We start from the raw sequence: 24,422 nt of genomic DNA, 5'->3' as shown, positions 1-24,422 counted from the left end.
TTGTGCCCGGTTCATATTTCATTTTTTGCCGATTTGTTATATCATCTCATTCCTATTGATGATTGAGTGGTAACTGCTGTGCTTAGCCTGGGACGAAACGTATTGGATAAAGCGGGGATTGCGCTGACATCGCTTTGTGCGGTGCATTGCATTATGCTGCCTGTGCTGTTGCCGGTATTGCCGTTGCTTGGTGCTAGCTTTCTGGCCAACGAGAGCTTTGAACGCGCTGCTTTGCTGCTGACTATGGTGCTGGGTTTTATTGCACTGTTTTCAGGTTTTCATCGTTACCACCGTAAACTCTACCCCTTCTATTCGCTGTTTTTAGGCGGTTTTATCTACTGGCACAAAGATATTTTTGGTCACCACTGGGAGCCAGCTGTCTTGACCATAGGTGCTGCCTTTGTGGTACTGGCGCATGTGCTGAATATGCGGCTATGCCAGCGCTGCACCGCTTGCAAAACGGACGTGGCATGCAAAGATGAGGCAGAGCCTCTGCAAAGCTAGCCTTATTCGGCTTCGAATGCCCAAATCCGGCTGCGTGCCGGATAGTTCGTAAAGATACCATCCACCCCCAACTGCTGCATCTCGCTGATCTCATCCAGTCCATCCACGGTATAGACAAAGACTTTCAAGCCAAGTTGGTGGGCATCATGCACCAGCTGCTGGTCGATGAAGTTCAGATCACAGTGCACGGAATACATGCCTAAATCATGCACGTACTGGGCGTAGTTCACTTGCAGGCTGGCAGTGAGGGCACCTAGCCTGAGCTGTGGCAAAGACTGTTTCAACTGCAACAGCAGGTGATGGTTAAAAGACGACACCAGCACCTCACTGAGCGACAAACCAAGCTCTTGCTCAGCTCTCGCCAGCAAGGCCAGTAGTGGCTTGGCGGTATCCTTGCCTTTGAGCTCGATATTCAGCCAGCAGCGGCCTTGTACCAGCTTCAGAACCTGCCACAGGGTAGGGATGGGCTCACCCTCACCGGCATCCAGCTGTTGCAGATAAGCCAGGCTGTGCTGGTATATGGTGCCACTGCCGTTGGTGGTGCGCTCCAGCTTGGGATCGTGAATCACGATCAGCTCACCTTCAACTGCATACACATCCACCTCGATGGCATCGGCGCCTTGCAAAATTGCCTGAGCTATCGCCAGCAGGGTGTTTTCTGGAAACTCGCCACTGGCTCCCCGATGAGCAATGATTTGCATACAGGCTCCTTAACGTGATGCATGTGCTTAGCTTAATCTGCCGTCAGTAGCTTGGCAAAGGGAGCCCCCATCCGGGTGATACTACCTGGCTGCTGTTCGGTCAAAAACTCCAGCTGTTCAGGTGCAAACGCCAGTACAACGGTGGATCCCAACTTAAAGCGACCCATTTCAGCGCCTTTTTCCAGCCGCACAGCGGTAGGGCCTGTTGCCGGGTACTGCCAACGATGCACCGTTTTACCGGTTGGTGGCGTGATGGTGCCGGCCCAAACCGTTTCAATGCTGGCCACAATGGTCGCGCCTACCAGTACCAGCGCCATTGGGCCCAGTTCGGTATCAAAGATAGTCACTACCCGCTCGTTGCGGGCAAACAAATTGGGTACATTGTCTGCGGTCAGAGGATTCACGGAGAACAAATCACCTGGCACATAAATCATTTCCCGCAGGATCCCGCTGACGGGCATATGGATACGATGGTAATCTTTGGGTGCCAGATAGATAGTGGCAAACTGGCCGCCTAGAAAAGGCGCTGCGGTTTCAGCTTCGCCGCCCAGCAGCGTTTGCAGCGAATAATTGTGTTTTTTGGCCTGCACCAGCTTGCCATCGGTAATAGCGCCCAGTTGACTGATGGTGCCATCGACCGGGTGGGCAATGATATCGGCAGCTTCCGCCAGCGGTCGGATGCCATCTTTTAATGGCCGGGTGAAAAACTCATTGAAGCTGCGGTAATCACGCGCCTGTTCGTATTTGGCTTCGGTCATATCGATTTTGTAGGCTTTGATGAAAAGTTTAATCAGCATATGACTGAAAAAGCCCAGCCGGGCAGCTGCCAGATAACCGACCAGCCGCGAGATCAGGTGCTTAGGCAGAATGTATTGCAGGATGATTTTTACTTGGTCCATAACAGGCTCTTTTGACGTTAGAAATGATTTGGTTTGTCTTCTGCCATGCTGGTCAGAATGCGCAGATAGCTCTGGTAACGTTGTTTGCTGATGTCGCCATCGGTTACTGCTTGCAGAATAGCACAGCCGGGGTCTTTGAGATGTTTGCAGTCACGAAACTTGCAACGACCAAGAAACGGCTGAAACTCGACAAAGCCAGCGGTGACCTGCTCCGGACTAAAATGCCACAGGCCAAACTCACGAATACCGGGCGAGTCAATCAACTGGCCGCCAGCGGGTAAATGGTACAGGCGTGAGGCAGTGGTGGTGTGCTGACCCAGGCCAGATACATCCGAGACCTGCTGTGTCGACAGCGCCAACTCAGGTAAAATAGCATTCATAATGGACGATTTACCCACACCGGATTGCCCGACCAGAATACTCGTGCCTTCCTGCAGCAACTGTAGCAGCGCGCTCATGCCTTCTCCCCGCTTGGCGCTAAGCCACAAGGTGGCATAGCCAAGCTTGCTATACAGCTCTAGTTGTTGCTGCAGGGCGTGCCGCTGTTCATCACTCAGCAGGTCGGTTTTATTCAGTACCAGCACCGGCGGGATACCGGTGACTTCGGCCGCCACCAGATAGCGATCGATGATCTGGGCTGAAAACTCCGGCAACACCGCCGATACCACCACAATGCGGTCAATGTTAGCTGCCACTGGTTTTAAACCATCGTAAAAATCTGGCCGTAGCAACACCGAGTCGCGCTCGGCGACTGCATCGATGATGCCATCGACACTGCCCTGTGACTGACGGACCCGGCGAAATGCAACCCGATCGCCTGTCACTACCGAGTTTAAGGTGCGGCGCAGGTTGCAGCGGATCACGCTGCCATCAGCAGCTTCAACATCGGCATGTTTGCCGAAGCGACTTAGAATAAGGCCGGGCTCGGCGGCTAAATAGATGTCGTCATCACCGCTGCTTTCCTGCTTGCTGGTATCCAGCCGCTGTTGGTTGTGCCTGGCGATACGGGCCTGTTGTTGTTTGGTTAAACGTCGTTTGGAGCTCACTCGATTCCGCCTGTTCATCACCGGTCGTTCGCTTATGAGCCGACTAGGCGAGGTGTGGATTGCGGTGTATGATACCCTTAAATCGTTCTGTTAAAAAGTATCCGGCGCTTTGGCGCAGCTGAGAGGCGAAACCGCAATGGCAGTATGTGAACACAATTTAATCTGGCTGGATCTGGAAATGACCGGATTGGACCCGAAAAAAGATGTAATTCTGGAAATCGCCACCATCGTGACTGATAGTCAGCTGACGATACTGGCCGAGGGACCGTCGCTGGCAATCAAGCAGCCGGACGCGGTGCTGGATGGCATGGATCCCTGGTGTGTTGAGCAGCACGGCAAAAGTGGCCTGACTGAGCGTTGCCGTCGCAGCACAGTCAGCCTGGCCGAGGCTGAGCAGCAAACGCTGGCCTTTTTGCGCCAGTACGTGCCTGCCGGCAAGTCGCCGATGTGTGGCAACAGCATTGGTCAGGACCGGCGCTTTTTAGTGGAGTATGCGCCTGAGCTGGAAGCTTATTTTCACTACCGCAATCTGGATGTCAGTACTGTGAAAGAGTTGGCCAGGCGTTGGGCCCCGGAGGTTTTAAAGCAAGTGCAAAAGCAGGGCAGCCACCTGGCGCTGGATGATATCCGGGACTCCATCGGTGAATTAGTCACCTATCGCACGCATTTTTTCAAAATTCCGCAATAAAGGGCTTGCATTGGCCGCTGGTTTTTGTAAAATGCGCGGCATCAGGAACGTCACCAGCCCTGATGTACAATGCGAGTATAGCTCAGCTGGTAGAGCGCGACCTTGCCAAGGTCGAGGTCACGAGTTCGAACCTCGTTACTCGCTCCAAATTCTGAAAAAGCAGCCTTCTGGCTGCTTTTTTGCTTTCTGCTCTTTGCTTCGCCGTGCAGTTGACACTGCATCAGGCATCGCGGGGCAAGCCTTTTTTCACAATCCGCACCAGCCGCTCGGTTTGCCGTGGCAGGACCGAGGTCTCCAGCCACTGTTTTTTCTGCTGTTGCTGCAAGGCCCAGTCGATGTGCTCTTGTACCAGTGCGGATGCACCGGCATGCGCTTGTTGCAGCGTCTGCACGATATCCTCAGAATAAGGCGCATTGCCAAGTGCCACTGCCAGGTTGCGTTGCCAGCGCTCAAAACCAATACGGCGAATTGGGCTGCCTTCGGTACGCTGCAAAAAGGTGGGTTCATCCCAACCAAACAAGCTCAGTAAGCTTTGATCGCGCCAATGGTCTTTGATTTGAAAATCAGCTTCAAGGCTCAAAGGCGCAGTCCGGTTTTCCGGGCAGACCAACTGGCAGTCGTCACAGCCATAGATGCGGTTGCCAAGAAGTGGCCGAAACTCCAATGGAATCGCCCCTTTTAGCTCGATGGTCAGGTAGGAAATGCAGCGCCGGCCATCCACCACAAAGGGGGCAACGATGGCCTGGGTTGGGCAACTGGTGATGCAGGCTACGCAACTGCCGCAATCCCCCGGGTGTGGTTCATCAATCGGCAGTGGCAGATTGACCAGCAACTCGCCCAGAAAGAACCAGGAGCCCGCTTCATTATTCAGCAGCAAGCTGTGTTTTCCCACCCAGCCTAGGCCTGCTTTTTGCGCCAACGGTCGCTCCAGCACCGGGGCTGAGTCCACAAAAGGTCGGTAACCCAGCTCGCTGACTTCCTGCTCTATCCGCTCAGCCAGTTGTTTCAGTTTTTTACGAATCACCTTGTGGTAATCGCGCCCCAGCGCATAACGGCTGATGTAAGCCTTGCTTGGGTCTTTTAAATTACTGGCAAAGGCTGCCCGCTCAGGCAGATAGTCCATCCGCACTGAAATCACCCGCAATGTACCGGGAAGCAATTCGTCCGGGCGGGCGCGCACCATGCCGTGGCGCGCCATGTAATCCATTTCGCCATGGAATTCCTGCTCCAACCAGGCCTGCAGGCGTGGCTCTTCCCGCTTTAAATCGGTATTGGTGATGCCACAGTCGGCAAAGCCAAGCTCTTTGGCCCAGATTTTAATGCGTGTTGCCAGTGCTGCTAAGCTCATGCCGTAGTGAGGTAAAGGATGAATGCACCGATGGTAGCATAAGCACCTTTGGTAGGTAATCTTTCGTGCCGCAGCCATCAGGGATAACAGTTGGGCGGAATTTTTGTTAAAATCTGCGGTCAGAGCAGCTAAATGGTAGAGGCAAATCGCGTGCAGGCAGTAAATCGCTTTCAGATCTCGTTACTGGATGAAGCTGTGACCCAGCAAGTTGCTGCCAGACTGGCTCATTTGCTGCCAGAGCAGGCGGTGTTGTTTTTACAGGGGCCTTTAGGGGCAGGTAAAACCACCTTGAGTCGCGGTTTGCTGCAGGCGCTGGGGCATCAGGGCGCAGTGAAAAGTCCCACTTACACTCTGGTAGAGCCGTACCATTTGGCGACTAGACAAATTTATCATTTTGATTTATACCGGTTAACAGATCCGGAAGAGCTTGAATTTATTGGGGGTCGCGACTATTTCAGCGACCAGGCGATTTGCCTGATTGAATGGCCGGAGCGTGGACTAGGCTTTTTGCCAGAACCGGACCTGGTGCTAGCGCTAAGTTATCAGGCTGACGTTGACGAGCCGTTACGAACGCTGAGTATCCACGGACAGAGTGAGCTGGGCCGTTCAATAGTAACAACGATGAGTGCGCATGAAGAACGATAAGAAAAAGGTACACTGGCTTTGGTTGCTGCTGTGTTGCTGGACTGGTTCGCTATCGGCAGCCAGCAATGAAGTGCAAAGTATCCGGATTTGGCCATCGCCGGAAAATACCCGGGTCGTATTTGATTTAGCTGCTGCGCCAGATCAGCGCAGCTTTGCACTGGAGAATCCGCACCGTTTTGTCATTGATCTGCGCCAGCACAAAGCACAGAGCCGGCTGCCTGCAGCCAGTGGGGATGCCAGCCTGATTCAAAATATCCGCTCCAGTTATACCGCCAACAACCAAACGCTGCGCATTGTGTTGGATTTGTCGGAAAAAGCCTCTGCCAACGTATTTAGCCTGCCACCGACCGGGCCTTATGGGCATCGCCTGGTGGTTGATTTTAAAGGCGAGCAGCGGGAGCTGCCCGTAGCCCAGGCCCGTGCACAGCGCCAGCCTGGTCGTGATATTATCATCGCCATCGATGCTGGCCATGGGGGAGAGGACCCAGGTTCCATCGGACCTGCCGGCACTTTTGAGAAAAACCTGGTGCTACCGATAGCCCGACGTTTGGCCGAGTTAATTAACAACGAACCAGGCATGAAAGCCGTGCTGGTTCGCACCGGCGATTATTTTGTGCACCTGAATCGGCGGACTGATATTGCCCGTGAGTTGCAGGCTGATTTGCTGGTCTCGATTCACGCCGATGCTTTTACCTCGCCACAGCCGCGTGGTGCAGCGGTCTGGGTATTGTCCCTGCGCCGGGCTACTTCGGAGGTCGGTCGGATGCTGGAGCAAAAAGAGCGTCACTCTGAGCTGCTGGGTGGGGTTGGTGAAATTATCCGCGACTCAACGCAGGAGCGCTATCTGGCACAAACCGTGCTGGATTTGTCGATGAATCATTCGATGGTGTCGGCGCACCAGGCTGCAACCCATGTTCTGGCTGAGCTTGGGCAGATCACCAGGCTGCACCGGCGTGAGCCTCAGGCAGCCAGCCTGGCGGTTCTGCGCTCGCCCGATATCCCATCGATATTGGTGGAGGTCGGTTTTATCTCTAACCCGCAGGAGGAGCAACAGCTTCGCACTGCTCAGCATCAACAGCGCCTGGCGCAATCCATGTTCCAGGGCCTGCGTCGGCATTTTCGCGAATCACCGCCTGCCGACTCCTTATTTGCGCAGCATCGCTCGCGGGAGCACAGGGTCGAGCGCGGTGAGTCTTTATCGCTGGTTGCCCAGCGTTACAACGTATCGGTAGAAGCCTTGCGGCAACACAATCAGCTCAATGGCGATACCATCCGTATCGGCCAGGTGCTGCGGATCCCAGACTAATGCCAATTCAGATTTTACCGCCGCAGCTAGCCAATCAGATTGCGGCGGGAGAGGTAGTCGAACGCCCTGCTTCTGTGGTGAAGGAGTTGGTGGAAAATGCCTTGGATGCTGGTGCCAGCCAAATCGATATTGATATTGAGAAAGGCGGTGCCCGTCTGATCCGCATCCGGGATAACGGTTGCGGTATTGCTCAGCAGGAACTCACCCTGGCGCTAAGCCGCCATGCCACCAGTAAAATCAGCAGTCTGGATGACCTGGAGCGCATACTCAGCCTGGGTTTTCGTGGTGAAGCCCTGGCCAGTATCAGTTCGGTGGCCCGTTTAAGTTTGACCTCTAGACCGGCTAGTCAGGACACCGCCTGGCAAGCGAATGCGGAAGGGCGGGATATGCAGGTGCAGCTGCGGCCTGCCGCTCACCCAGTGGGTAGTACGGTCGAAGTGCTGGATTTATTTTTCAACACGCCGGCCCGTCGTAAATTCTTGCGTAGCGAAAAAACCGAGTTTTCCCATATTGATGAGCTGATTAAACGGCTGGCGCTTAGTCGTTTTGATGTGAGTTGGACACTCAGTCACAACGGCCAGCCGGTACGGCGTTTAAAAGCCGCCAGCACTGCCACCCAACAATTGCAGCGGGTGGCCAGTCTGTGTGGCCGTCGCTTTGCCGACAGCGCTTGCTGGATTGAAAACCAACACCAGCAATTGAAGCTCTGGGGTTGGTTGTTACCGCCTGCAGCCATCGAGCGGCAATCCGGCTGCCAGTACAGTTATGTTAACGGCCGGATGATGCGTGATAAATTGCTCAATCATGCCATCCGTCAGGCCTATGGTGAGCACCTGAGCGCCGAGCAACAACCGGTGTTTGTGCTCTATCTGGAGCTGCCTGCGACAGAAGTGGACGTCAATGTGCATCCGGCCAAGCATGAGGTGCGTTTTCATCAGGCACGCTTAGTGCATGACTTCGTCGCCAGTGCACTTGGTAATGCTCTGGCGCAGCTGCAGCCAGAGGCATTGCAGGGTATGCAGGCGGCCGGTAATGCTGCGTCAGCAGAAGTGGAACCGGCTGTTGGAAGACATTCGGCGTCCGGCTCTGGTTATGCTACGCCAGCCCGAAGCGGCCACAGCGTTTTCAGTTACAAGCCACCAGTAAAACCGGCAAAGGCCGAGGTTGCGCGCCAGTTGCAGTACCTGGATGTTTTGCAGCAAGGCAGCCAGCAGTCGGCAGTCGGTCAATTGCAGGATACGGGCAAGGCTCCTTACGTGCTGTCGCCGCAGAGCGCAACCTTCAGTGCATCAGCGCCGGCTGCAGCGACCCCTTGGTCGGTGCAAAATCGTTTTGTGCTGCTGCAATGCGATGAGGGCATCCAGCTACGTAGGGTGGCGAAAGCCATGGCGCTGTTGTGCCAGGACAGGACGCGCGAGCGCCCTGCAAGTAAAACCTTGTTGGTACCGATGCGGTTGGCCGTCAGCCCGGCAGAGGTGATGTTATTGCAACAGCTGGCTGATACGCTGGCAGGGTTGGGCTTTGATTTGTTGCTGCGTGATCAGTTGCTGATTGTGCGGGCCGTGCCGCTTTGGTTGCAACGCAGCCCACTGCAACAGTGTCTGCTGCCGTTTTTCCAACAATTGCAACAGACCGATTTGGCCAGTGCTTTCGATATACTGCTAAAGGCGCATTGGCTTCAGGTCGATACCCTTATACACTATCAGCCAGAGCTGTTGGGTGATGGATTAGAAGCTGCCACTGTGGCCATCGATATCAACCCGGCCATTCAGGCGCTGGAGCAATAAGATGCCAGAGCAAACTCCGGTTGTGTTTTTGATGGGACCAACGGCATCCGGCAAAACAGCCTTGGCGTTGGCGCTGGCGGCGGAGCGGCCGGTTGATATCATCAGTGTCGACAGTGCCTTGATTTACCGGGGTATGGATATTGGTACAGCGAAGCCGTCCGCAGAAGAGCTGGCAGCGGCACCCCATTATCTGATTGATATTAAAGATCCGGCCGAGGCGTATTCTGCCGCCGATTTTCGCAGCGATGCATTGGCCTGCATTGAGCGCAGCCAGCAGCGCGGCCGTTTGCCACTGCTGGTGGGCGGTACCATGTTGTATTTCAAAGCGCTGTTGCAAGGCATCTCGCCCTTGCCAGCGGCAGACCCACAAATCCGGGCTGAGCTCGAGCACGAGGCACAGGAAAAAGGCTGGGAGGTATTGCATCAGGAACTTTCCGTCATTGACCCGGTCTCAGCTGCTCGGATACATCGAAATGATCCCCAGCGGATTAATCGTGCATTGGAGGTCTATCGCATCAGCGGTCAGACCATGACGGAGCTGACAGCACAGCAAGGCAGCGCTTTACCTTTTCCGGTACGGCAATTTGCGTTAGCCCCGACCGATCGGGGCGAACTGCACAGGCGTATAGAATTACGCTTCATGCAAATGCTGGCAGCTGGTTTTGAGCAGGAAGTGCAACAACTAAAGCAGCGGGGGGACTTGCATCTGCAATTACCATCGATGCGCTGTGTAGGCTACCGCCAGATGTGGCATTATCTGGATGGTGCTATTGATCACCAGCAGATGCAACAACAAGGAATTGCCGCTACCCGGCAACTGGCCAAGCGACAATTGACCTGGCTGCGGGGCTGGCAGAATGTAAACTGGTTGAAAACTGAAGCAAAACTGACGGAAAACTTGCAAGCGGTGTTAACTTCGCTAAGCTAAACTCGGGACGCAAAAAAATAGTCAGTTGTTTAACTTGAAAAATCTAAATGAATCCATAGATCAAGCGGACTTATAACAATAAGGAATGCGGCACATGGCAAAAGGCCAATCATTACAGGATCCTTTCCTGAACACTTTACGGCGGGAGCGTATCCCGGTTTCTATTTATCTGGTCAATGGTATTAAATTGCAGGGACAGGTTGAGTCTTTTGATCAATTCGTCATTCTGTTAAAGAATACAGTCAGCCAAATGGTTTACAAACATGCCATTTCAACGGTGGTGCCTTCGCGGGCAGTGAACACCATGATGGCTCACGCCAACAGCGGGAGCGACTCTGACGAAGCAGACGATTAAACCCTCCGCAGCAACAGAGCCAAAAAGCCCGGATCCATCGGTCATGGATCTGGAACGGGCAGTGCTGGTTCAGGTCGAGTTTTCTGCGCAAAGGCAGCAGGAAACTTTGCACGAACTTGTATTGCTGGCTCGCTCGGCGGGTGTCGAGGTGGTGGATACGGTGCGTTGTCGTCGACAGCGACCGGACAGCCGTTATTACGTTGGCTCAGGCATTGCACAATCTCTGGCAGATCAAGTCATTGCATCCGAATTGACGGTCCTTATATTTAATCACGATCTGAGTCCGGCGCAGACTCGCAATCTGGAACGTTGTTGTCAGTGCCGTGTAATTGACCGTACCACCCTGATCCTGGATATTTTTTCGCAGCGGGCCCGCAGCTACGAAGGCAAGCTGCAGGTGGAGCTGGCGCAACTGCGGCATTTATCGTCGCGTTTGGTGCGTGGCTGGGATAATGCCGAGCGACAAAAAGGCGGCATTGGTTTACGTGGGCCGGGCGAAACCAAACTGGAAACGGATCGGCGCTTGCTGCGTCAGCGTGTTACTGCTTTGCGTCAGCGGTTGGATAAAATGACAAAGCAGCGCGAGCAAGGCCGCCAGGCCAGGCAGAGAGCTGCAGTGCCTGTGTTGGCACTGGTGGGTTACACCAATGCTGGCAAGTCCTCATTGTTTAATCGCCTGACGCAGGCCAATGTTCATGCGGCAGATCAACTGTTTGCCACCTTGGATCCTACCTTGCGCCGTCTGGAGCTGGCTCATTTTGGTGATGTCGTGCTGGCCGATACCGTTGGCTTTATCCGTGAGTTGCCTCACGATTTGGTCGCCGCATTCAAATCCACCTTGCAGGAAACTCAGGATGCTGATCTGGTACTGTTGGTGGTGGATTATGCCGATGGTGATTATCCAGCGAAGTTGGCACAGGTGCAAAAAGTGCTGGCCGAAATTGGGGCCTCTGAGGTGCCACAACTGTTGGTTTGGAATAAAATTGATCAGTGTGCGCTGGTTCCCCGTATTGATCGTGATGAAGACGACCTACCACAGGCAGTGTATTTGTCGGCACAAACCGGGGAAGGGGTTCCACTCTTGCTGGATGCTATCCGGCAGCGGTTGGCGCAGCACTATTTACGCCTAACACTATCCTTGCCGGCTGATGCTGGTGTCTGGCGGGCGCGCTTGCATCAATTGCATGCTGTTGAACAGGAGCACTTTACCGAGCAGGGTACAACGGAACTGCGCATCAGTGTTTCAGCGACCGACTGGGGCCGTTTGCTGCAGCAAAGTAAAGGCAGGCTGGAAAACTATATCGTCAGCGAACCGCTTTTTTGATACATTAACCCAAATTGCAATAGTGAGTGGAGTAGACCATGGCTTGGAATGAGCCGGGCAAGAATGGCAAAGATAACGACCCTTGGAAACAAGGGGGTCGTGATCAGGGCCCGCCCGATTTAGATGAAGTGTTTCGTAATTTTGGTAAGAAGTTTGGTGGCATCTTTGGCGGCTCTGGCGGGGGCAACCAAGGTTCCTCTGGTGGCGGCTCTGTATCTACCTTGCTATTGCTGGTGGCTATTGTTGCGGCGTTGGTCTGGGCTTTCAGCGGCTTTTACACCATCAAGGAATCCGAGCGGGGAGTGATTCTGCGATTCGGTCAGTACCATAACGAGGTTGGGGCTGGCATTCACTGGAAACCCACTTTTATTGATCAGGTGCGACCGGTCGATATCGCCAGTGTGCGCTCTTTCCGAACCGATGGCTTTATGCTGACCCAGGATCAGAATCTGGTGCGGGTGACCTTTGAAATTCAGTACCGGGTGTTTGATGCGCGCTCTTACCTGTTCTCGGTGGTGAACGCAGACAACAGTCTGCAGGAAGCGACCGATGCAGCTTTGCGTTTTGTGATTGGTCACTCGCTGATGGATGATATCCTGACGCGTGGCCGGGAAGTGGTGCGGCAAAACACCCGCCAGGAACTGGAAACCATCATTACTCCGTACCAAATGGGTCTGACACTGGTGGATGTCAACTTCCGTGACGCCCGTCCACCGGAGGAAGTACGTGATGCTTTCGATGACGCCATAGCGGCGCAGGAAGATCAGGAACGTTTTGTGCGTGAAGCAGAAGCCTATGCCCGTGAAATTGAACCACGTGCCCGTGGTCAGGTGAACCGGATCATGCAGGAAGCTGAAGCCTATCGCCAACAGGTGATTTTACGTGCCCAAGGTGAAGTGGCTCGGTTCGAGCAGTTGCTGCCTCAGTATCTGGCTGCACCGCGCGTAACCCGTGAGCGTTTGTATCTGGAAACCATGGAAGAAGTGTACAGCAACACCTCCAAAGTCTTGATCGATGTGAGCAGCGGCAACAACATCATGTACTTGCCGCTGGATCAAATGTTAAAAGGTGGTGCGGGTGGTTCCGGCTCGTCCAGCGCCTTGCCAGTAACGCCGCCGCGTTCCTTGCAGGACTCGCAAAATACCGCTCCGCGGCAGGATGGCATTCGTGGCACCACAACTCGTGATGGGAGACGTTAAGGCATGAAAAATTTAATTGTAGCAATCCTGGTGGTTGCCGGCCTGATCCTGTCTTCGGCACTCTTTGTGGTGCCGGAAGGTGAACGGGCCATTGTGATCCAGTTTGGTAAGATTCAGCGTGATGCTGCCGGCGATGTGCGGGTGTTTGAACCAGGCCTGCATTTTAAAATTCCGATGATTGAAACTGTGCGTAAGCTGGATGCGCGGGTACAGACACTGGATGATCCGGCCGATCGCTTTGTGACCGCGGAAAAGAAAGACTTGTTGGTCAACAGCTACGTTAAATGGCGTATTCGTGACTTTGGTCAGTACTTCTTAAGTACCGGTGGCAACACCCAACAAGCCGAAGTGCTGTTAAAGCAGTACATCAACAACGGGTTGCGGACCGAGTTTGGTACCCGTACCATTCCGGAGATTGTCTCTGGTGAGCGGACCGAGCTGATGGAAAGCGCCCTGCAGCAAGCAGGTATTGCGGCAGCAGAGCTGGGAATTGAAGTGATTGACGTGCGGGTGAAGCAAATCAACCTGCCGGATGAAATCAGTATTTCCATTTTTGCCCGGATGCGGGCAGAGCGTCAGGCGGTTGCCCGTGAGCATCGCTCACGCGGTATGGAAGAAGCCGAGAAGATCCGGGCTGATGTCGATGCCCGTATCACGGTTATGCTGGCCGATGCAGAACGTAACTCACGCACTGTGCGAGGTGAAGGGGATGCGCAGGCCGCTAACATCTATGCGGATACCTACAACCAGGATGCAGAGTTCTTCTCCTTTATCCGTAGCTTAGAGGCGTACAAACGCAGCTTCCGTAGTAAAGATGATGTGCTGGTGATTCAACCGGACAGCGACTTCTTCAAACACATGAAGACGATACAACGTCAATAAACTATGTACATAAAAAAGAGGCCCCGCGGGGCCTTTTTGTTAGGTAAATCATTATGTATCAACATTTGTATCAGCACTTTTTGCAGGGTCATCAGGGCAAGCAACACTTTGCCAGTCATTCCCACCACTTCTGGCCGGATGTCACCCGTCAGGCTATGCTGGACTACTGGGACTTAAGCGCGCGCAGCTCCGATGAAAAGTGGCAAACGATTTTTGGCGAGGTGTTGCCGCAAACGCAGCAATTACTGGCTGCCCAGCTGAGCAGCCAACAGCCGCAACAACTGGTGTTCGCCCCCAATACCCATGAGCTGGTGATGCGTTTGCTTAGTTGCTTTGACTGGCGCCAACCCATCCGGATCCTGACGACTGACAGCGAGTTTTACAGTTTCCAGCGCCAGGTGAGCCGGCTGCAGGAAGAGAATCTGGTGCAACTGACGGTGATTCCAACCGAACCCTTCGCTGACTTTGAGCAGCGTTTTGTTGCGGCAGCGGCCAGCCAAGAATTTGAGCTGATTTTCTGCAGCCAGGTGTTTTTTAATTCCGGTGTGGCACTGGCAGATTTAACAGCCTTTGTTGAGCAGTTAGCCGCTGTGTCACAAGCGATGATAGCGATTGACGGTTACCATGCCTTTATGGCTTTGCCAGTGGATTTGTCGGCCATTGAGTCACGTATTTTTTATTTAGCAGGCAGTTACAAGTATGCTCAGGCGGGAGAAGGCTGCTGTTTTATGCTCTGCCCTGAGCACAACCAATACCGGCCGCTGTACACGGGTTGGTTTGCTGAGTTCGGTACTTTAAGTGCAGAGCGCTGTGAGCGGGTGCCATACAGTACCAACGGTTTTCGCTTTGCCGGCGCTACTATGGACTTCAGTGCTCTGTTCCGTCTGCATGCGGTGCTGCGTTTATTGGACAGCGAGCAGCTCAGTGTCAGCCGCATTCATCAGTATGTGCAGCAGCTGCAGCAGGCCTTTTTACACCAACTCAGCGCCTTGTCGCAGACGGCACTGAGCAATGATCAGCTGTTGCAGCGCGATTTGCAGCACCACGGTCACTTTTTCACCTTTGCTCTGCCAACAGCTGATGCTGCTGCTGCGTTGGCTGATTTTCTTAAGCAACATCATATTCTTACGGATTACCGCGGCAACCGATTGCGTTTTGGTTTTGCCCTTTATCAATGCGCTGAACAGTTCGATTTGCGCTGTCTGGAGCGATTTACGACAAGTAACTGACTTTTTTTCAGCCATCCAGATGCAGTTTGCTCAGAGTTTTGGTAGAATCCACGCCTATTTTTTTTCCATGTTGTAGGAACCATGGCCAAAAACGTCGTTGTGTTGGGCACCCAATGGGGTGACGAAGGTAAAGGTAAAATCGTTGACTTGTTAACTGATAAAGCCAGCTATGTGGTGCGCTATCAGGGCGGTCATAATGCAGGTCATACCCTGGTAATTGGTGGTGAGAAAACGGTTCTGCACCTTATCCCGTCAGGCATTCTGCGTGACAACGTCACTTGCGTGATCGGCAATGGTGTGGTGGTATCACCGGAAGCGCTACTAAAAGAAATGGCCATGCTGGAGCAGCGAGGTATCCCGGTGAAAGACCGCCTGGTACTGAGCGAAGCCTGCCCATTGATCCTGCCCATCCATGTTGCTCTGGATATTGCCCGTGAGAAAGCGCGTGGTGCCAAAGCTATTGGTACCACAGGTCGTGGCATAGGCCCAGCCTACGAAGACAAGGTGGCGCGTCGAGGCCTGCGGGTGGGGGACTTGTTCAACCCGGAGCTGTTTGCTGAAAAGCTTAAAACCGTGATGGAACTGCACAACTTTACTCTGACGCAATTCTACCAGGCAGAAGCGGTTGATTATCAGAAAACCTTGGATGATGCGCTGGCCATTGCCGATACACTGAAAGCCATGGTGGCTGATGTCACCGACTTGCTGGACAAAGCACGGCGCGACGGCAAGGCCATTATGTTTGAAGGTGCCCAGGGTACTTTGCTTGATATTGACCACGGTACTTACCCCTACGTGACCTCGTCCAATACTACTGCTGGTGGTGTTGCTACAGGGTGTGGTTTTGGCCCTCGTTACCTGGACTATGTGCTGGGTATTGTTAAAGCCTACACCACCCGGGTTGGCGCAGGTCCATTCCCAACCGAGTTGCACTGTGCTGCTGGTGAGCATCTTGGTGTCAAAGGCCATGAGTTTGGTGCCACTACCGGCCGTAAACGTCGCACCGGCTGGTTCGATGCGGTCGCGGTGCGTCGGGCGGTACAGCTGAACAGCATCTCCGGTTTTTGTCTGACTAAGCTGGACGTGCTGGATGGGCTGGAGACAGTCAGTATTTGTACCGGCTATAAGATGCCATCTGGTGACGTGCTGGATGTACCGCCGTTGGCAGCCGAGGGCTATGAGCAGGTTACGCCAGTGTACGAAACCATGCCAGGCTGGCAGGACAGTACTTTTGGTTGTCAGTCGGTTGATGATTTGCCACAAGCTGCGCGCAATTACATTGCCCGGTTGGAAGAACTGACCGGTGTGCCGATTGATATTATCTCGACCGGTCCGGACAGAAATGAAACGATTACTTTACGGCACCCCTTTACGAAGGCCTAACTTTTGTAATCTAAGGTTTCTGAAAAAGCTGCCCCTTGGGCGGCTTTTTTTATATCATAGCAGACCAGGTAAAGATGAGGTTAGTAAAATGAAGTTGTATCTTGTTGTATTGGCATCACTTTTGTTGATTGCTTGTGGTGGTTCAGGCTCAGGTTCCTCTGGTGCGATCAGTGGTCCACCGCCTTCGGGACCTAACCAAAGTCAATTTTCAGGTGCCAACTGCCCTTCGTATGTAACGGCCAATGCTGAGGCTTTTTGTCTGATGCATCGTGAGTATCTGTGGTACCGCGAGATGCCACAAACGGTCAATCTGACACAATTTAATTCCACCAATCAGTTGGTGCAGGCGCTAAGTGCGCCGAATGACAGGTTTAGCTACACCATGTCGGCAGCGGACTATCAGTCGCGCTTTATCGATGCGCGTTTTTTTGGCTTTGGCATGTCATTCCGTATCGTCGATAACGACAGCGCTTTGCTGGTTCGTTTCGTCTATGACGATGGTTCGGCTGCTGAAAACGGTTTGCGTCGTGGAGATCGCATCACTGAGATTGAAGGCAAGTCGATTGCCGAGTGGTATGCCGATATAGATGCGGGGCGTGCCACCAATGACGATATGTTTGGCCCGAATGATGATGGCGTGATGCGCAATTTTGTCTGGACCAAACCGGATGGCACAGTCATGCAATCCGATTTTATCAAGCGAGAAGTCACCACCAATACGGTGTTGCATCGCTCTGTGATTGAAGAAGCAGACAAGCGGGTTGGTTATCTGGTGTTTAATTCTTTTATTGAGCTCTCGGAAACTGAACTGGAGCAAGCATTTAGCTACTTCAAACAGCAAAGTATTGATGAGTTAGTCGTGGATGTCCGCTACAACGGCGGTGGCCTCATTCGGGTGGCTAGCCAGCTTGCATCCCAAATTGCCTGGCCGGCGGTGCAAGGGAAAACGTTTGTGACTTTTGCTTACAATGATAAGAATAGCCATAAAAATCAAACATCCCAGTTCAGCAATGTGGAGCTGAGGAATCTTACTTCCCTAGGGCTAGAGCGCGTGTATGTCCTCACAACGCCTGGTTCTTGTTCTTCTAGCGAAATTTTAATTAACTCCTTATCTCCTTTTATCGATGTGGTGCAAGTTGGTGAGGTAACTTGTGGCAAACCCGTTGGGCAACAGCCGGAGTTTTTCGATGCGGGTCGTCAGGTGATGTTTGCGGTGAATTTCCAGACAGTGAATGCGGACGGTTTTGGTGACTACTTTGAAGGTCTGATGCCAAATTGCCCTGCCCGGGAAACCATTCCAGGTGATTGGGGGGTCACTTCAGAAGCCTTGTTAAAGGAGGCACTGTATTATGTAGCGAACGGTAGCTGCTCGGATAGCTCACAGCAGTTATTTGACACCTTGTTGCTGCAAACGGAAGGCCCGGTGCGACTGATGGCACCTAAGCAAAACCTGGCACAGCCATTCTGGCAACAGTGGAATGAGCACTAATCGCTGAAGCTGCGTAAAAAAGGCCAACCAACAGAGTTGGCCTTTTTTTTGCTATATTTTTATACTAAGTAGCAAAAGTGCAGAGGTGTTGCTCTGCAATCAACCAGCCAGGCGAGATAAGATGAGACGGTTTTTATGTGCTGCAGTGTTCGCTAGTATGTTGCTAAGTGGCCTTGGGTGGGCAGAGGAAGTCAGGATCCGTCAGTTGGAAGCCGTGCAGCTGTATACCCAGGATGAGTTGTTGGCACTGATCCGAACCAACAGTCATTTGCGCCGGGTACAGGACGACGATTGCCAGCTGGTACGGGATATTGAAGCCCGTGCGGATATTATGAAACTTCCAGCTTATCAGTTTTTGTGGGGCGATATGCTCGCTTATGCGGTTTGTGTGCCGCGGGATATTGAGCGGGGTTGGCAGTTGATGCAGGATGCCGCTGCTCAGGGCTTGCCGGAGGGGCTGGAGCAAGTGGGGCGTTATTACCACATCGGCCGTTTTGTGCAGCCCGATGCTGAAAAAGCCATCGTCTATTTGCGTGAAGCGGCTGCTCTTGGCAATTTACCTGCTACTATTCGGTTGGCGGAGATCCTGCTTGGAGATGTTGGCAGCCCGCGCGATTACGAGCAGGTCTATCGCTGGTTGCACCATTCCGTGACTGCGGATAGAACAACGCATCAGAAAATCAGCCAGTTACTGCGTAAGTTTGAACAGCGGATGCCTGATCGGGTGGTGCAACGGGCACGCCGCCCGGTGTCTTGAATGTCATACAATGATACGCTGAAGGTGTTACACTGAAGATTAGTTAGGTTACAGAAGGGTCATGCATGACCATTAAAGATCCATTCCTTGCCCGTGAGCAGGAAAAGTACGACAACCCGATCCCAAGCCGTGAGTTTATCCTTGAGCACATCGAAAAGCGGCAACAACCTGCCTATTTTGAGGAATTGGTTGCCGAGTTAAAGCTGACCGATGACGATGCTATTTTCGCCTTAAAAAAACGGCTGCGTGCTATGGAGCGCGATGGCCAGTTAATTTTTACCAAGAACCGGCGTTATGGTTTGGTCGATCGAATGGACCTGAAGCAGGGCCGGGTGATTGGTCATCGCGATGGTTTTGGTTTTTTAAAGCTGGATGAAGGCGGGCCGGATTGGTTTATTCCAAACCATGAGATGCAGCGCTTGCTACATGGTGACAGGGTACTGGCCACCTTGACAGAAAGCAGCCGCGGCCGCCAAAAAACTGAAGCTCGTATTGTGCGGGTATTGGAACCACGCACTGAAGCGGTCGTCGGTCGCTATTACCGCGATTATGCACTGGCGGTGGTGGTGCCGGATGATCCGCGCATTGGTCAGGATATTGTGGTACCTGAAGGTGCCCAGGGCGAAGCGCGCCATGGCCAGGTGGTGCTGGTTGAGATCACTGAGCGGCCGACCAAACGGGTGAATGCCGTTGGCCGGGTGTTGGAAGTGCTGGGTGAACATATGGCGCCTGGTATGGAAATCGAAGTCGCAATTCGCAACCATCAAATCCCGCACCAATTCCCAGACGCGGTGAGCAAACAGGTCAGCCACTATGGCGAATAGGTTGCTGCGGGCGACAAAGAAGGCCGGGTCGATTTAACCGCCATGCCTTTTGTCACCATCGATGGTGAAGATGCGCGCGACTTTGACGATGCTGTGTATGCCGAGCCGCGTGATGATGGCGGCTGGCGTCTGTGGGTGGCTATTGCTGATGTCAGCAGCTATGTGCAGGTGGATACACCACTGGATCAGGAAGCCTTATTACGTGGTACCTCGGTGTACTTCCCGGATCAGGTGGTGCCTATGCTGCCAGAAGCACTGTCCAACGGGCTCTGCTCGCTGAACCCGCATGTGGACCGGCTTTGCCTGGTGGCCGAGATGGACATCGGTGCCAATGGCAAATTGATGAATTACCGCTTTTTTGAAGCGGTGATGAACTCGAAAGCGCGCCTGACCTACAGCAAGGTCCATGCGATTTTGCAGGGCGATCTTGCTTTGCGTCAGCAGTACGAAGCAAATCTGACGGCACTGGAAACCTTGTACAGCCTGTACCGGCGGCTGGCGAAAACCCGGGCGCAGCGAGGTGCCATTGAATTTGAGACGGTGGAAACCCGCTTTATCTTTAACAGCCATCGTAAAATTGAACAGATTGTGCCAGTGCACCGCAACGATGCGCACAAGTTGATCGAAGAATGTATGATCATGGCCAATGTGGCTGCGGCGCGCTTCCTCGAGAAACACAAAACGCCTGCGCTGTATCGGGTGCATGAGCAACCTGACCCGGATCGTTTTGCCAACTTCCGCCGTTTCCTGGCCGAGCTTGGCATTGAAACCACCTTGCCGGATGAGCCCGAGCCGCTGCAGTTAGTGCAGGAATTGGCTAAATTGGCCGATCGGCCGGATCGCGAGCTGATTGAAACCACCTTATTACGCTCGATGAAACAAGCGGTGTATCAGGGCGACAACCAAGGCCACTTTGGCCTGGCATTGCCTGCCTATGCGCACTTTACCTCGCCAATCCGGCGTTACCCGGATTTGGTGGTGCACCGCAGCATTAAGTCAATCTTGCAGCAGCAAGGTCAGCGCACCAAAGGTGCTCACCGATACAGCCCTGAGCAGGTGGAGCAACTTGGTGAGCACTGCTCGATGACTGAGCGTCGGGCTGATGATGCTACCCGTGAAGTATCGGACTGGCTGAAATGCGAGTACATGCAGGATCATCTGGGTATGGAGTTCGATGGGGTGGTCTCCACCGTCACCAGCTTTGGCCTCTTTATCCGGTTAACCGAGCTGTACATCGAAGGGCTGGTGCATGTGACCTCACTGAAAAACGATTACTACCATTTCGATGCCGAGCGCCAGATACTAATGGGTGAACATTCCCGTCAGGGCTACCGGCTGGGCGATCTGGTCAAGGTCAAGGTGATGGCGGTGAATTTAGAAAGTCGCACCATCGATCTTGCACTGGAAGAAAGCGGTACACCGCGCCGTAGTAAGGGCAAAGCCAAAGACAAAGATCCGGCCTCACCATTGCCTGGTAAGGTGGTGGTTAAAAGCGCGAAAAAGCCAGCAGGTACCAGGCGCAAGGCGGTCGCAGCCAAACCGGCAGCCAAAGGCCGGCCGGGTAAGCCAGCCGGGAAAGGTAAGCCGAAGGCTAAGAAGAAAAGTTAAGGCTGACGGCGGAACAAACGATAGGCTAGCTGGCCGGCGATTTTTTCCCGGTACAGCTGCCAGTTGGCTGGTACCGCCTGCAAGGGTAGCTCTTTCTCGGTTTCAAGGTAGATCCAGGCTTCGGCACTGAGCCAGCCGTGTTGCTCCAGCAATTGGCAGCATGGCTCGGCCAGTTGCTGACGAAACGGTGGGTCGATAAACACCAGATCAAAGGGCTGGCTACAGCCTTGTTGCAAATAGTGCAGGCTATCGGTTTGTTGCACCTGAGCGTTGGCACCGAGACCCTGGCACAGGCTATGGAGTTGCTGAGCTTGCTGCCGGTCTTTTTCCAGCAGCAACGCAAAGCTGGCCTCACGGGACAAGGCTTCCAACGCCAGAGCGCCGCTGCCGGCAAAGCAATCCAGGACCCGCTGCTCCGCAACTTCCTGCATGAGCCAGTTAAACAGAGTCTCCCGCACCCGATCGGTGGTGGGTCTGAGTCCTTCGGCATCGGCGACCGGAATTTTCCTGCCCCGCCAGCGGCCGCTGATGATCCGGATTTGCCCCGGGCTGGCTGGTTTTTTGGCTGCAGCTGGTCGTCTCATCTAATGGTTTATGCCTGTCAGTGAAGATGCTAGTATAACCACCAATTTTACCCGATCTGAAGTGCACTGACACCGACTTATGAGCAAAGAATCCAAACTCTTCTCCTGGCTTGGTTTTGGCAAGAAAGCGCCAAAGCCCGACAGCACTGAACCAGCAGAGATAACTGAGGCGGCAGACAGCCCTGAGCCAGTCGACAGCCCTGAGCCAGTCGACAACCCTGAGCCCGTCGACAAAACTCCAGAGCCAATGCAAAGCTCAGAGACTGAAGAAAAAGCCGAACCAGCAAACAGCTCTGAAGCTGAGCCTGCACCGCAAACGATAAGTAAGCCTGAGCCAGTCCAGGCCAATAAGCCAGGTCTACTGGCTCGCTTACGGCAAGGGCTGAGCAAAACCAGTCAGAACCTGGGGGCGGGCCTGGCCAGTTTATTTTCTGGCAGGAAAATTGACGATGAATTGTACGAAGAGTTGGAAACTCAGTTGCTGCTGGCCGATGTGGGAGTGGAAACCACCCAGAAACTAATCAGCCAACTGACTCAGCACGCCGATCGCAAAGCCTTAAAAGATGCCGACTTGCTGTATCAGAAGTTGCAGCAGGATATGGCAACCTTGCTACAGGATGTCGAGCAACCGCTGGTACCTGACAACAAGGATGGCCCCTTCGTGATCCTGATGGTTGGTGTTAATGGGGTTGGTAAAACCACCACCATAGGCAAGATGGCGCAGCAGTTTAAGCAGCAGGGCAAAACCGTCATGCTGGCTGCTGGGGATACTTTTCGTGCGGCGGCAGTCGAGCAATTGCAGGTCTGGGGCGAGCGTAACCAGATCCCGGTGGTGGCGCAGCATACCGGCGCCGACAGCGCTTCGGTGATTTTCGATGCCTACCAAGCCGCGAAAGCCCGCAAAGCTGATGTGCTGATCGCTGACACGGCCGGTCGGCTGCAGAATAAAGCGCACCTGATGGAGGAGCTGAAGAAAATTGTTCGGGTGCTGCAAAAAATTCAGCCGGATGCCCCGCATGAAGTGATGTTGACGCTGGATGCCGGCACCGGGCAGAATGCGTTAAGTCAGGCGCGCATTTTTAATCAGGCGGTGCCTTTAACCGGCATCAGCCTGACCAAACTGGATGGTACCGCCAAAGGTGGGGTGATCTTTGCCATTGCCGATCAGTTTAAGGTCCCTATCCGTTATATTGGGGTCGGTGAAGGGATCGATGACCTGCGTACCTTTCACAGCACCGACTTTATCCAGGCACTGTTTAACAAGGACTCCTGAGTATGCTGACGTTCGATCAGGTCAGTAAAAGTTATCCCGGTGGCTTTATCGCGCTGGATCGCATCAGTTTCGAGCTGGCCAAAGGCGAAATGGCGTTTTTAACCGGCCACTCGGGAGCTGGCAAAAGTACCTTGCTGAAATTGATCAGCCTGATCGAGCGTCCTACCAGTGGCAGGGTGTTGATCAACAATGTTGATTTAAAGCGCATCCGTCGCTCGCAGGTGCCTTTTATCCGGCGTGATATCGGCATTATTTTCCAGAATCACCGCCTTCTGATGGAACATACCGTGTTCGATAATGTGGCACTGCCTTTGGTGATAGAAGGCTTTACCGGCAAAGAGATGGTCAAGCGGGTGCATGCGGCGCTGGATAAAGTCGGTTTGCTTGATAAAGTGCGCTGCCTGCCGGAAACCCTGTCCGGTGGTGAACAGCAACGGGTAGGCATTGCCCGCGCTGTTGTAAATAAGCCACCTCTGCTGCTGGCTGATGAACCGACCGGTAACCTTGACCCCGAGTTGTCGAAAGACATTATGCGGGTATTTGAAGCCTTTAATCAGGTTGGTGTGTCGGTACTGATTGCCACCCACGATCACAGCCTGGTAGCACGGATGCGGTACCGTACCCTGACGTTAAAGCAGGGCAAAATGATCAATGATGGCTTATTGCAATACGAGGAGCCACTGTGAGTATTCTGTTTTCCGGTCGGGCGGCTGGTGCCAGCAGCAAACAGATCCATCCATTGCAGCGCTGGTTGATGTTTTGGGTGCAGCACCTGCGTCAGTGCATTGGCAGCCTGGGTGAACTGTGGCGCACACCGCTGGCATCGCTGATGACCATAGCGGTGCTTGGTGTCAGCCTGACCCTGCCAACGACGCTGCATTTGCTGGTAAAAAACGTGCAAAGTATCAGTGGTAGCTTCACTCAGGCCGCCGAGATCAGTTTTTTTATCAAAGATGACGCCAGCGATACCCAAATCAGCACACTGGTCACCATGCTGAGTGCTGATCCGGATATCGAGCAGGTGCGTTTTATTTCCAAAAGCGATGCTATGGCAGAGTTTCAGCAAGTATCGGGCTTTGGTCAGGCACTGCAACTGCTGGATGATAACCCGCTGCCCAATGTGATTCTGGTATTGCCACGCCATACCCAGCCGCAGGCAGCCGAACAATTGCGCAGGCGCATAGAGCAAGAGCGGATTGTTGATTTTGGCAAGCTGGATATTGCCTGGCTGGAACGGCTGGATGCTATCTTGCTACTCATGCGCCAGGCGGTGCTGGCTATCGCACTGTTGCTGCTAACCGCAGTGCTATTGATTATTGGCAATACCATTCGCTTGTCCATTATCAATAAAAAAGAAGAAATTGAAGTGATGAAGCTGGTCGGGGCCACCGATGCCTTTATCCAGCGACCTTTTTTGTACACCGGCGTCTGGTTTGGCGTTTTTGGCGGTTTGCTGGCTTTTCTGGTGGTGGAGTTGATGGTGTGGTGGTTGGAAGGGGCTATCGGCCAGATCACCGATTTATACCAGAGTCATTTCACCCTGATGACAATGAGTTTTAGCGAGTTTCTGGCGTTGTTGTTACTGTCGGTGTTGCTGGGATTAGCGGGCTCTTACATTTCTGTCAGTCGTCATATTCACGCCATTGAGCCCAGTGGTCCCTGA

Annotated in this window: 22 protein-coding genes, 1 tRNA gene and 1 pseudogene; 19 read left to right on the top strand and 5 right to left on the bottom strand. The window is 53.4% G+C overall.

Features of this window, described 5'->3' with window-relative positions; all coding sequences use genetic code 11:
- Positions 1 to 66 precede the first annotated feature (66 nt).
- On the top strand, positions 67 to 504 hold the full coding sequence (locus tag BLW37_RS02660) for a MerC domain-containing protein (protein WP_228611141.1): 438 nt from the start codon (positions 67 to 69) through the stop codon (positions 502 to 504).
- Between the two features lie 2 nt (positions 505 to 506).
- Here the strand turns inward: BLW37_RS02660 and BLW37_RS02655 are convergent, their stop codons facing one another.
- Genes BLW37_RS02655 through rsgA form a run of 3 tightly spaced genes read right to left on the bottom strand, consistent with a single transcriptional unit; the run spans position 507 to position 3,168 of the window.
- Positions 507 to 1,205: a glycerophosphodiester phosphodiesterase gene (locus BLW37_RS02655; protein ID WP_091339009.1), complete on the bottom strand. Its 699-nt coding sequence runs from the start codon at positions 1,203 to 1,205 to the stop codon at positions 507 to 509.
- A gap of 32 nt (positions 1,206 to 1,237) precedes the next feature.
- The gene (gene asd / locus BLW37_RS02650) at positions 1,238 to 2,104 is read right to left on the bottom strand and encodes an archaetidylserine decarboxylase (RefSeq protein WP_091339006.1); all 867 of its coding nucleotides are present in this window, start codon (positions 2,102 to 2,104) and stop codon (positions 1,238 to 1,240) included.
- A gap of 17 nt (positions 2,105 to 2,121) precedes the next feature.
- Entirely contained in the window at positions 2,122 to 3,168 is a 1,047-nt protein-coding gene (rsgA, locus tag BLW37_RS02645; protein WP_091339004.1) for a small ribosomal subunit biogenesis GTPase RsgA, read from the bottom strand.
- Between the two features lie 118 nt (positions 3,169 to 3,286).
- Between rsgA and orn the strand changes: the two genes are divergently transcribed.
- Positions 3,287 to 3,838 (top strand): oligoribonuclease, encoded by a 552-nt coding sequence (gene orn, locus BLW37_RS02640; RefSeq protein WP_091339001.1) that lies wholly within the window; start codon positions 3,287 to 3,289, stop codon positions 3,836 to 3,838.
- Positions 3,839 to 3,909: 71 nt separating this feature from the next.
- Positions 3,910 to 3,985: transfer RNA gene (locus tag BLW37_RS02635), tRNA-Gly, on the top strand.
- Positions 3,986 to 4,058: 73 nt separating this feature from the next.
- Here BLW37_RS02635 and queG read toward each other — a convergent pair.
- The gene (gene queG / locus BLW37_RS02630) at positions 4,059 to 5,186 is read right to left on the bottom strand and encodes a tRNA epoxyqueuosine(34) reductase QueG (protein ID WP_091338999.1); all 1,128 of its coding nucleotides are present in this window, start codon (positions 5,184 to 5,186) and stop codon (positions 4,059 to 4,061) included.
- Between the two features lie 150 nt (positions 5,187 to 5,336).
- Between queG and tsaE the strand changes: the two genes are divergently transcribed.
- The 13 genes and pseudogenes from tsaE to rnr all read left to right on the top strand — a co-directional run bounded on the left by tsaE (position 5,337) and on the right by rnr (position 20,902).
- Positions 5,337 to 5,831, top strand: a complete 495-nt coding sequence (gene tsaE / locus BLW37_RS02625; RefSeq protein WP_245785581.1) for a tRNA (adenosine(37)-N6)-threonylcarbamoyltransferase complex ATPase subunit type 1 TsaE — start codon at positions 5,337 to 5,339, stop codon at positions 5,829 to 5,831.
- Positions 5,818 to 7,137 carry an N-acetylmuramoyl-L-alanine amidase gene (locus tag BLW37_RS02620; protein WP_091338993.1) on the top strand — a complete coding sequence of 440 codons (1,320 nt, stop codon included), beginning with the start codon at positions 5,818 to 5,820 and terminating at the stop codon, positions 7,135 to 7,137. The genes tsaE and BLW37_RS02620 overlap by 14 nt, the downstream gene beginning before the upstream one ends.
- Positions 7,137 to 8,924, top strand: a complete 1,788-nt coding sequence (gene mutL, locus BLW37_RS02615) for a DNA mismatch repair endonuclease MutL (RefSeq protein ID WP_091338988.1) — start codon at positions 7,137 to 7,139, stop codon at positions 8,922 to 8,924. The genes BLW37_RS02620 and mutL overlap by 1 nt, the downstream gene beginning before the upstream one ends.
- A gap of 1 nt (position 8,925) precedes the next feature.
- Positions 8,926 to 9,852 (top strand): tRNA (adenosine(37)-N6)-dimethylallyltransferase MiaA, encoded by a 927-nt coding sequence (gene miaA / locus BLW37_RS02610; protein ID WP_091338985.1) that lies wholly within the window; start codon positions 8,926 to 8,928, stop codon positions 9,850 to 9,852.
- 94 nt (positions 9,853 to 9,946) lie between these two features.
- The gene (gene hfq / locus BLW37_RS02605; protein WP_091338981.1) at positions 9,947 to 10,207 is read left to right on the top strand and encodes an RNA chaperone Hfq; all 261 of its coding nucleotides are present in this window, start codon (positions 9,947 to 9,949) and stop codon (positions 10,205 to 10,207) included.
- 43 nt (positions 10,208 to 10,250) lie between these two features.
- Positions 10,251 to 11,531, top strand: a complete 1,281-nt coding sequence (gene hflX / locus BLW37_RS02600; protein WP_091338976.1) for a ribosome rescue GTPase HflX — start codon at positions 10,251 to 10,253, stop codon at positions 11,529 to 11,531.
- 38 nt (positions 11,532 to 11,569) lie between these two features.
- On the top strand, positions 11,570 to 12,730 hold the full coding sequence (gene hflK / locus BLW37_RS02595) for an FtsH protease activity modulator HflK (protein WP_091338973.1): 1,161 nt from the start codon (positions 11,570 to 11,572) through the stop codon (positions 12,728 to 12,730).
- A 3-nt stretch (positions 12,731 to 12,733) separates the two neighbouring features.
- Entirely contained in the window at positions 12,734 to 13,612 is an 879-nt protein-coding gene (gene hflC, locus BLW37_RS02590; protein ID WP_091338968.1) for a protease modulator HflC, read from the top strand.
- A 53-nt stretch (positions 13,613 to 13,665) separates the two neighbouring features.
- Positions 13,666 to 14,841, top strand: coding sequence for an aminotransferase class V-fold PLP-dependent enzyme (locus tag BLW37_RS02585; RefSeq protein WP_091338965.1), 1,176 nt, complete (start codon positions 13,666 to 13,668; stop codon positions 14,839 to 14,841).
- Positions 14,842 to 14,922: 81 nt separating this feature from the next.
- Positions 14,923 to 16,224, top strand: coding sequence for an adenylosuccinate synthase (locus BLW37_RS02580; RefSeq protein ID WP_091338962.1), 1,302 nt, complete (start codon positions 14,923 to 14,925; stop codon positions 16,222 to 16,224).
- An 88-nt stretch (positions 16,225 to 16,312) separates the two neighbouring features.
- Positions 16,313 to 17,713 (top strand): S41 family peptidase, encoded by a 1,401-nt coding sequence (locus tag BLW37_RS02575; protein WP_171907524.1) that lies wholly within the window; start codon positions 16,313 to 16,315, stop codon positions 17,711 to 17,713.
- 121 nt (positions 17,714 to 17,834) lie between these two features.
- Positions 17,835 to 18,470 (top strand): tetratricopeptide repeat protein, encoded by a 636-nt coding sequence (locus BLW37_RS02570; RefSeq protein WP_091338956.1) that lies wholly within the window; start codon positions 17,835 to 17,837, stop codon positions 18,468 to 18,470.
- Between the two features lie 65 nt (positions 18,471 to 18,535).
- A pseudogene (gene rnr, locus BLW37_RS02565) lies at positions 18,536 to 20,902 on the top strand (ribonuclease R).
- Here the strand turns inward: rnr and rsmD are convergent.
- Positions 20,899 to 21,486, bottom strand: coding sequence for a 16S rRNA (guanine(966)-N(2))-methyltransferase RsmD (gene rsmD / locus BLW37_RS02560; protein ID WP_091338954.1), 588 nt, complete (start codon positions 21,484 to 21,486; stop codon positions 20,899 to 20,901). The pseudogene rnr and the gene rsmD overlap by 4 nt on opposite strands.
- Before the next feature lie 79 nt (positions 21,487 to 21,565).
- Between rsmD and ftsY the strand changes: the two genes are divergently transcribed.
- Genes ftsY through ftsX form a run of 3 tightly spaced genes read left to right on the top strand, consistent with a single transcriptional unit; the run spans position 21,566 to position 24,422 of the window.
- Entirely contained in the window at positions 21,566 to 22,759 is a 1,194-nt protein-coding gene (gene ftsY / locus BLW37_RS02555; RefSeq protein WP_091338951.1) for a signal recognition particle-docking protein FtsY, read from the top strand.
- Between the two features lie 2 nt (positions 22,760 to 22,761).
- Positions 22,762 to 23,445 carry a cell division ATP-binding protein FtsE gene (gene ftsE / locus BLW37_RS02550; RefSeq protein WP_091338948.1) on the top strand — a complete coding sequence of 228 codons (684 nt, stop codon included), beginning with the start codon at positions 22,762 to 22,764 and terminating at the stop codon, positions 23,443 to 23,445.
- Positions 23,442 to 24,422 (top strand): permease-like cell division protein FtsX, encoded by a 981-nt coding sequence (ftsX, locus tag BLW37_RS02545; RefSeq protein ID WP_245785580.1) that lies wholly within the window; start codon positions 23,442 to 23,444, stop codon positions 24,420 to 24,422. Before ftsE ends, ftsX begins: the two co-directional genes overlap by 4 nt.

Source organism: Alkalimonas amylolytica, from assembly GCF_900107845.1.
Taxonomy (GTDB): domain Bacteria; phylum Pseudomonadota; class Gammaproteobacteria; order Enterobacterales; family Alteromonadaceae; genus Alkalimonas; species Alkalimonas amylolytica.
The sequence above is the reverse complement of the archived record's forward strand: the minus strand, read 5'-3'. Positions and strand labels throughout refer to the sequence as shown.

Coding starts and splice junctions, on each gene's coding strand:
- rsmD (WP_091338954.1), bottom strand. CDS start 21,486: ATGAGACGACCAGCTGCAGCCAAAAAACCAGCCAGCCCGGGGCAAATC.
- rsgA (WP_091339004.1), bottom strand. CDS start 3,168: ATGAACAGGCGGAATCGAGTGAGCTCCAAACGACGTTTAACCAAACAA.
- BLW37_RS02570 (WP_091338956.1), top strand. CDS start 17,835: ATGAGACGGTTTTTATGTGCTGCAGTGTTCGCTAGTATGTTGCTAAGT.
- hflX (WP_091338976.1), top strand. CDS start 10,251: ATGGATCTGGAACGGGCAGTGCTGGTTCAGGTCGAGTTTTCTGCGCAA.
- ftsY (WP_091338951.1), top strand. CDS start 21,566: ATGAGCAAAGAATCCAAACTCTTCTCCTGGCTTGGTTTTGGCAAGAAA.
- hflK (WP_091338973.1), top strand. CDS start 11,570: ATGGCTTGGAATGAGCCGGGCAAGAATGGCAAAGATAACGACCCTTGG.
- asd (WP_091339006.1), bottom strand. CDS start 2,104: ATGGACCAAGTAAAAATCATCCTGCAATACATTCTGCCTAAGCACCTG.
- queG (WP_091338999.1), bottom strand. CDS start 5,186: ATGAGCTTAGCAGCACTGGCAACACGCATTAAAATCTGGGCCAAAGAG.
- BLW37_RS02585 (WP_091338965.1), top strand. CDS start 13,666: ATGTATCAACATTTGTATCAGCACTTTTTGCAGGGTCATCAGGGCAAG.
- BLW37_RS02655 (WP_091339009.1), bottom strand. CDS start 1,205: ATGCAAATCATTGCTCATCGGGGAGCCAGTGGCGAGTTTCCAGAAAAC.
- miaA (WP_091338985.1), top strand. CDS start 8,926: ATGCCAGAGCAAACTCCGGTTGTGTTTTTGATGGGACCAACGGCATCC.
- ftsE (WP_091338948.1), top strand. CDS start 22,762: ATGCTGACGTTCGATCAGGTCAGTAAAAGTTATCCCGGTGGCTTTATC.
- orn (WP_091339001.1), top strand. CDS start 3,287: ATGGCAGTATGTGAACACAATTTAATCTGGCTGGATCTGGAAATGACC.
- BLW37_RS02575 (WP_171907524.1), top strand. CDS start 16,313: ATGAAGTTGTATCTTGTTGTATTGGCATCACTTTTGTTGATTGCTTGT.
- hfq (WP_091338981.1), top strand. CDS start 9,947: ATGGCAAAAGGCCAATCATTACAGGATCCTTTCCTGAACACTTTACGG.
- BLW37_RS02620 (WP_091338993.1), top strand. CDS start 5,818: ATGAAGAACGATAAGAAAAAGGTACACTGGCTTTGGTTGCTGCTGTGT.
- BLW37_RS02580 (WP_091338962.1), top strand. CDS start 14,923: ATGGCCAAAAACGTCGTTGTGTTGGGCACCCAATGGGGTGACGAAGGT.
- hflC (WP_091338968.1), top strand. CDS start 12,734: ATGAAAAATTTAATTGTAGCAATCCTGGTGGTTGCCGGCCTGATCCTG.
- mutL (WP_091338988.1), top strand. CDS start 7,137: ATGCCAATTCAGATTTTACCGCCGCAGCTAGCCAATCAGATTGCGGCG.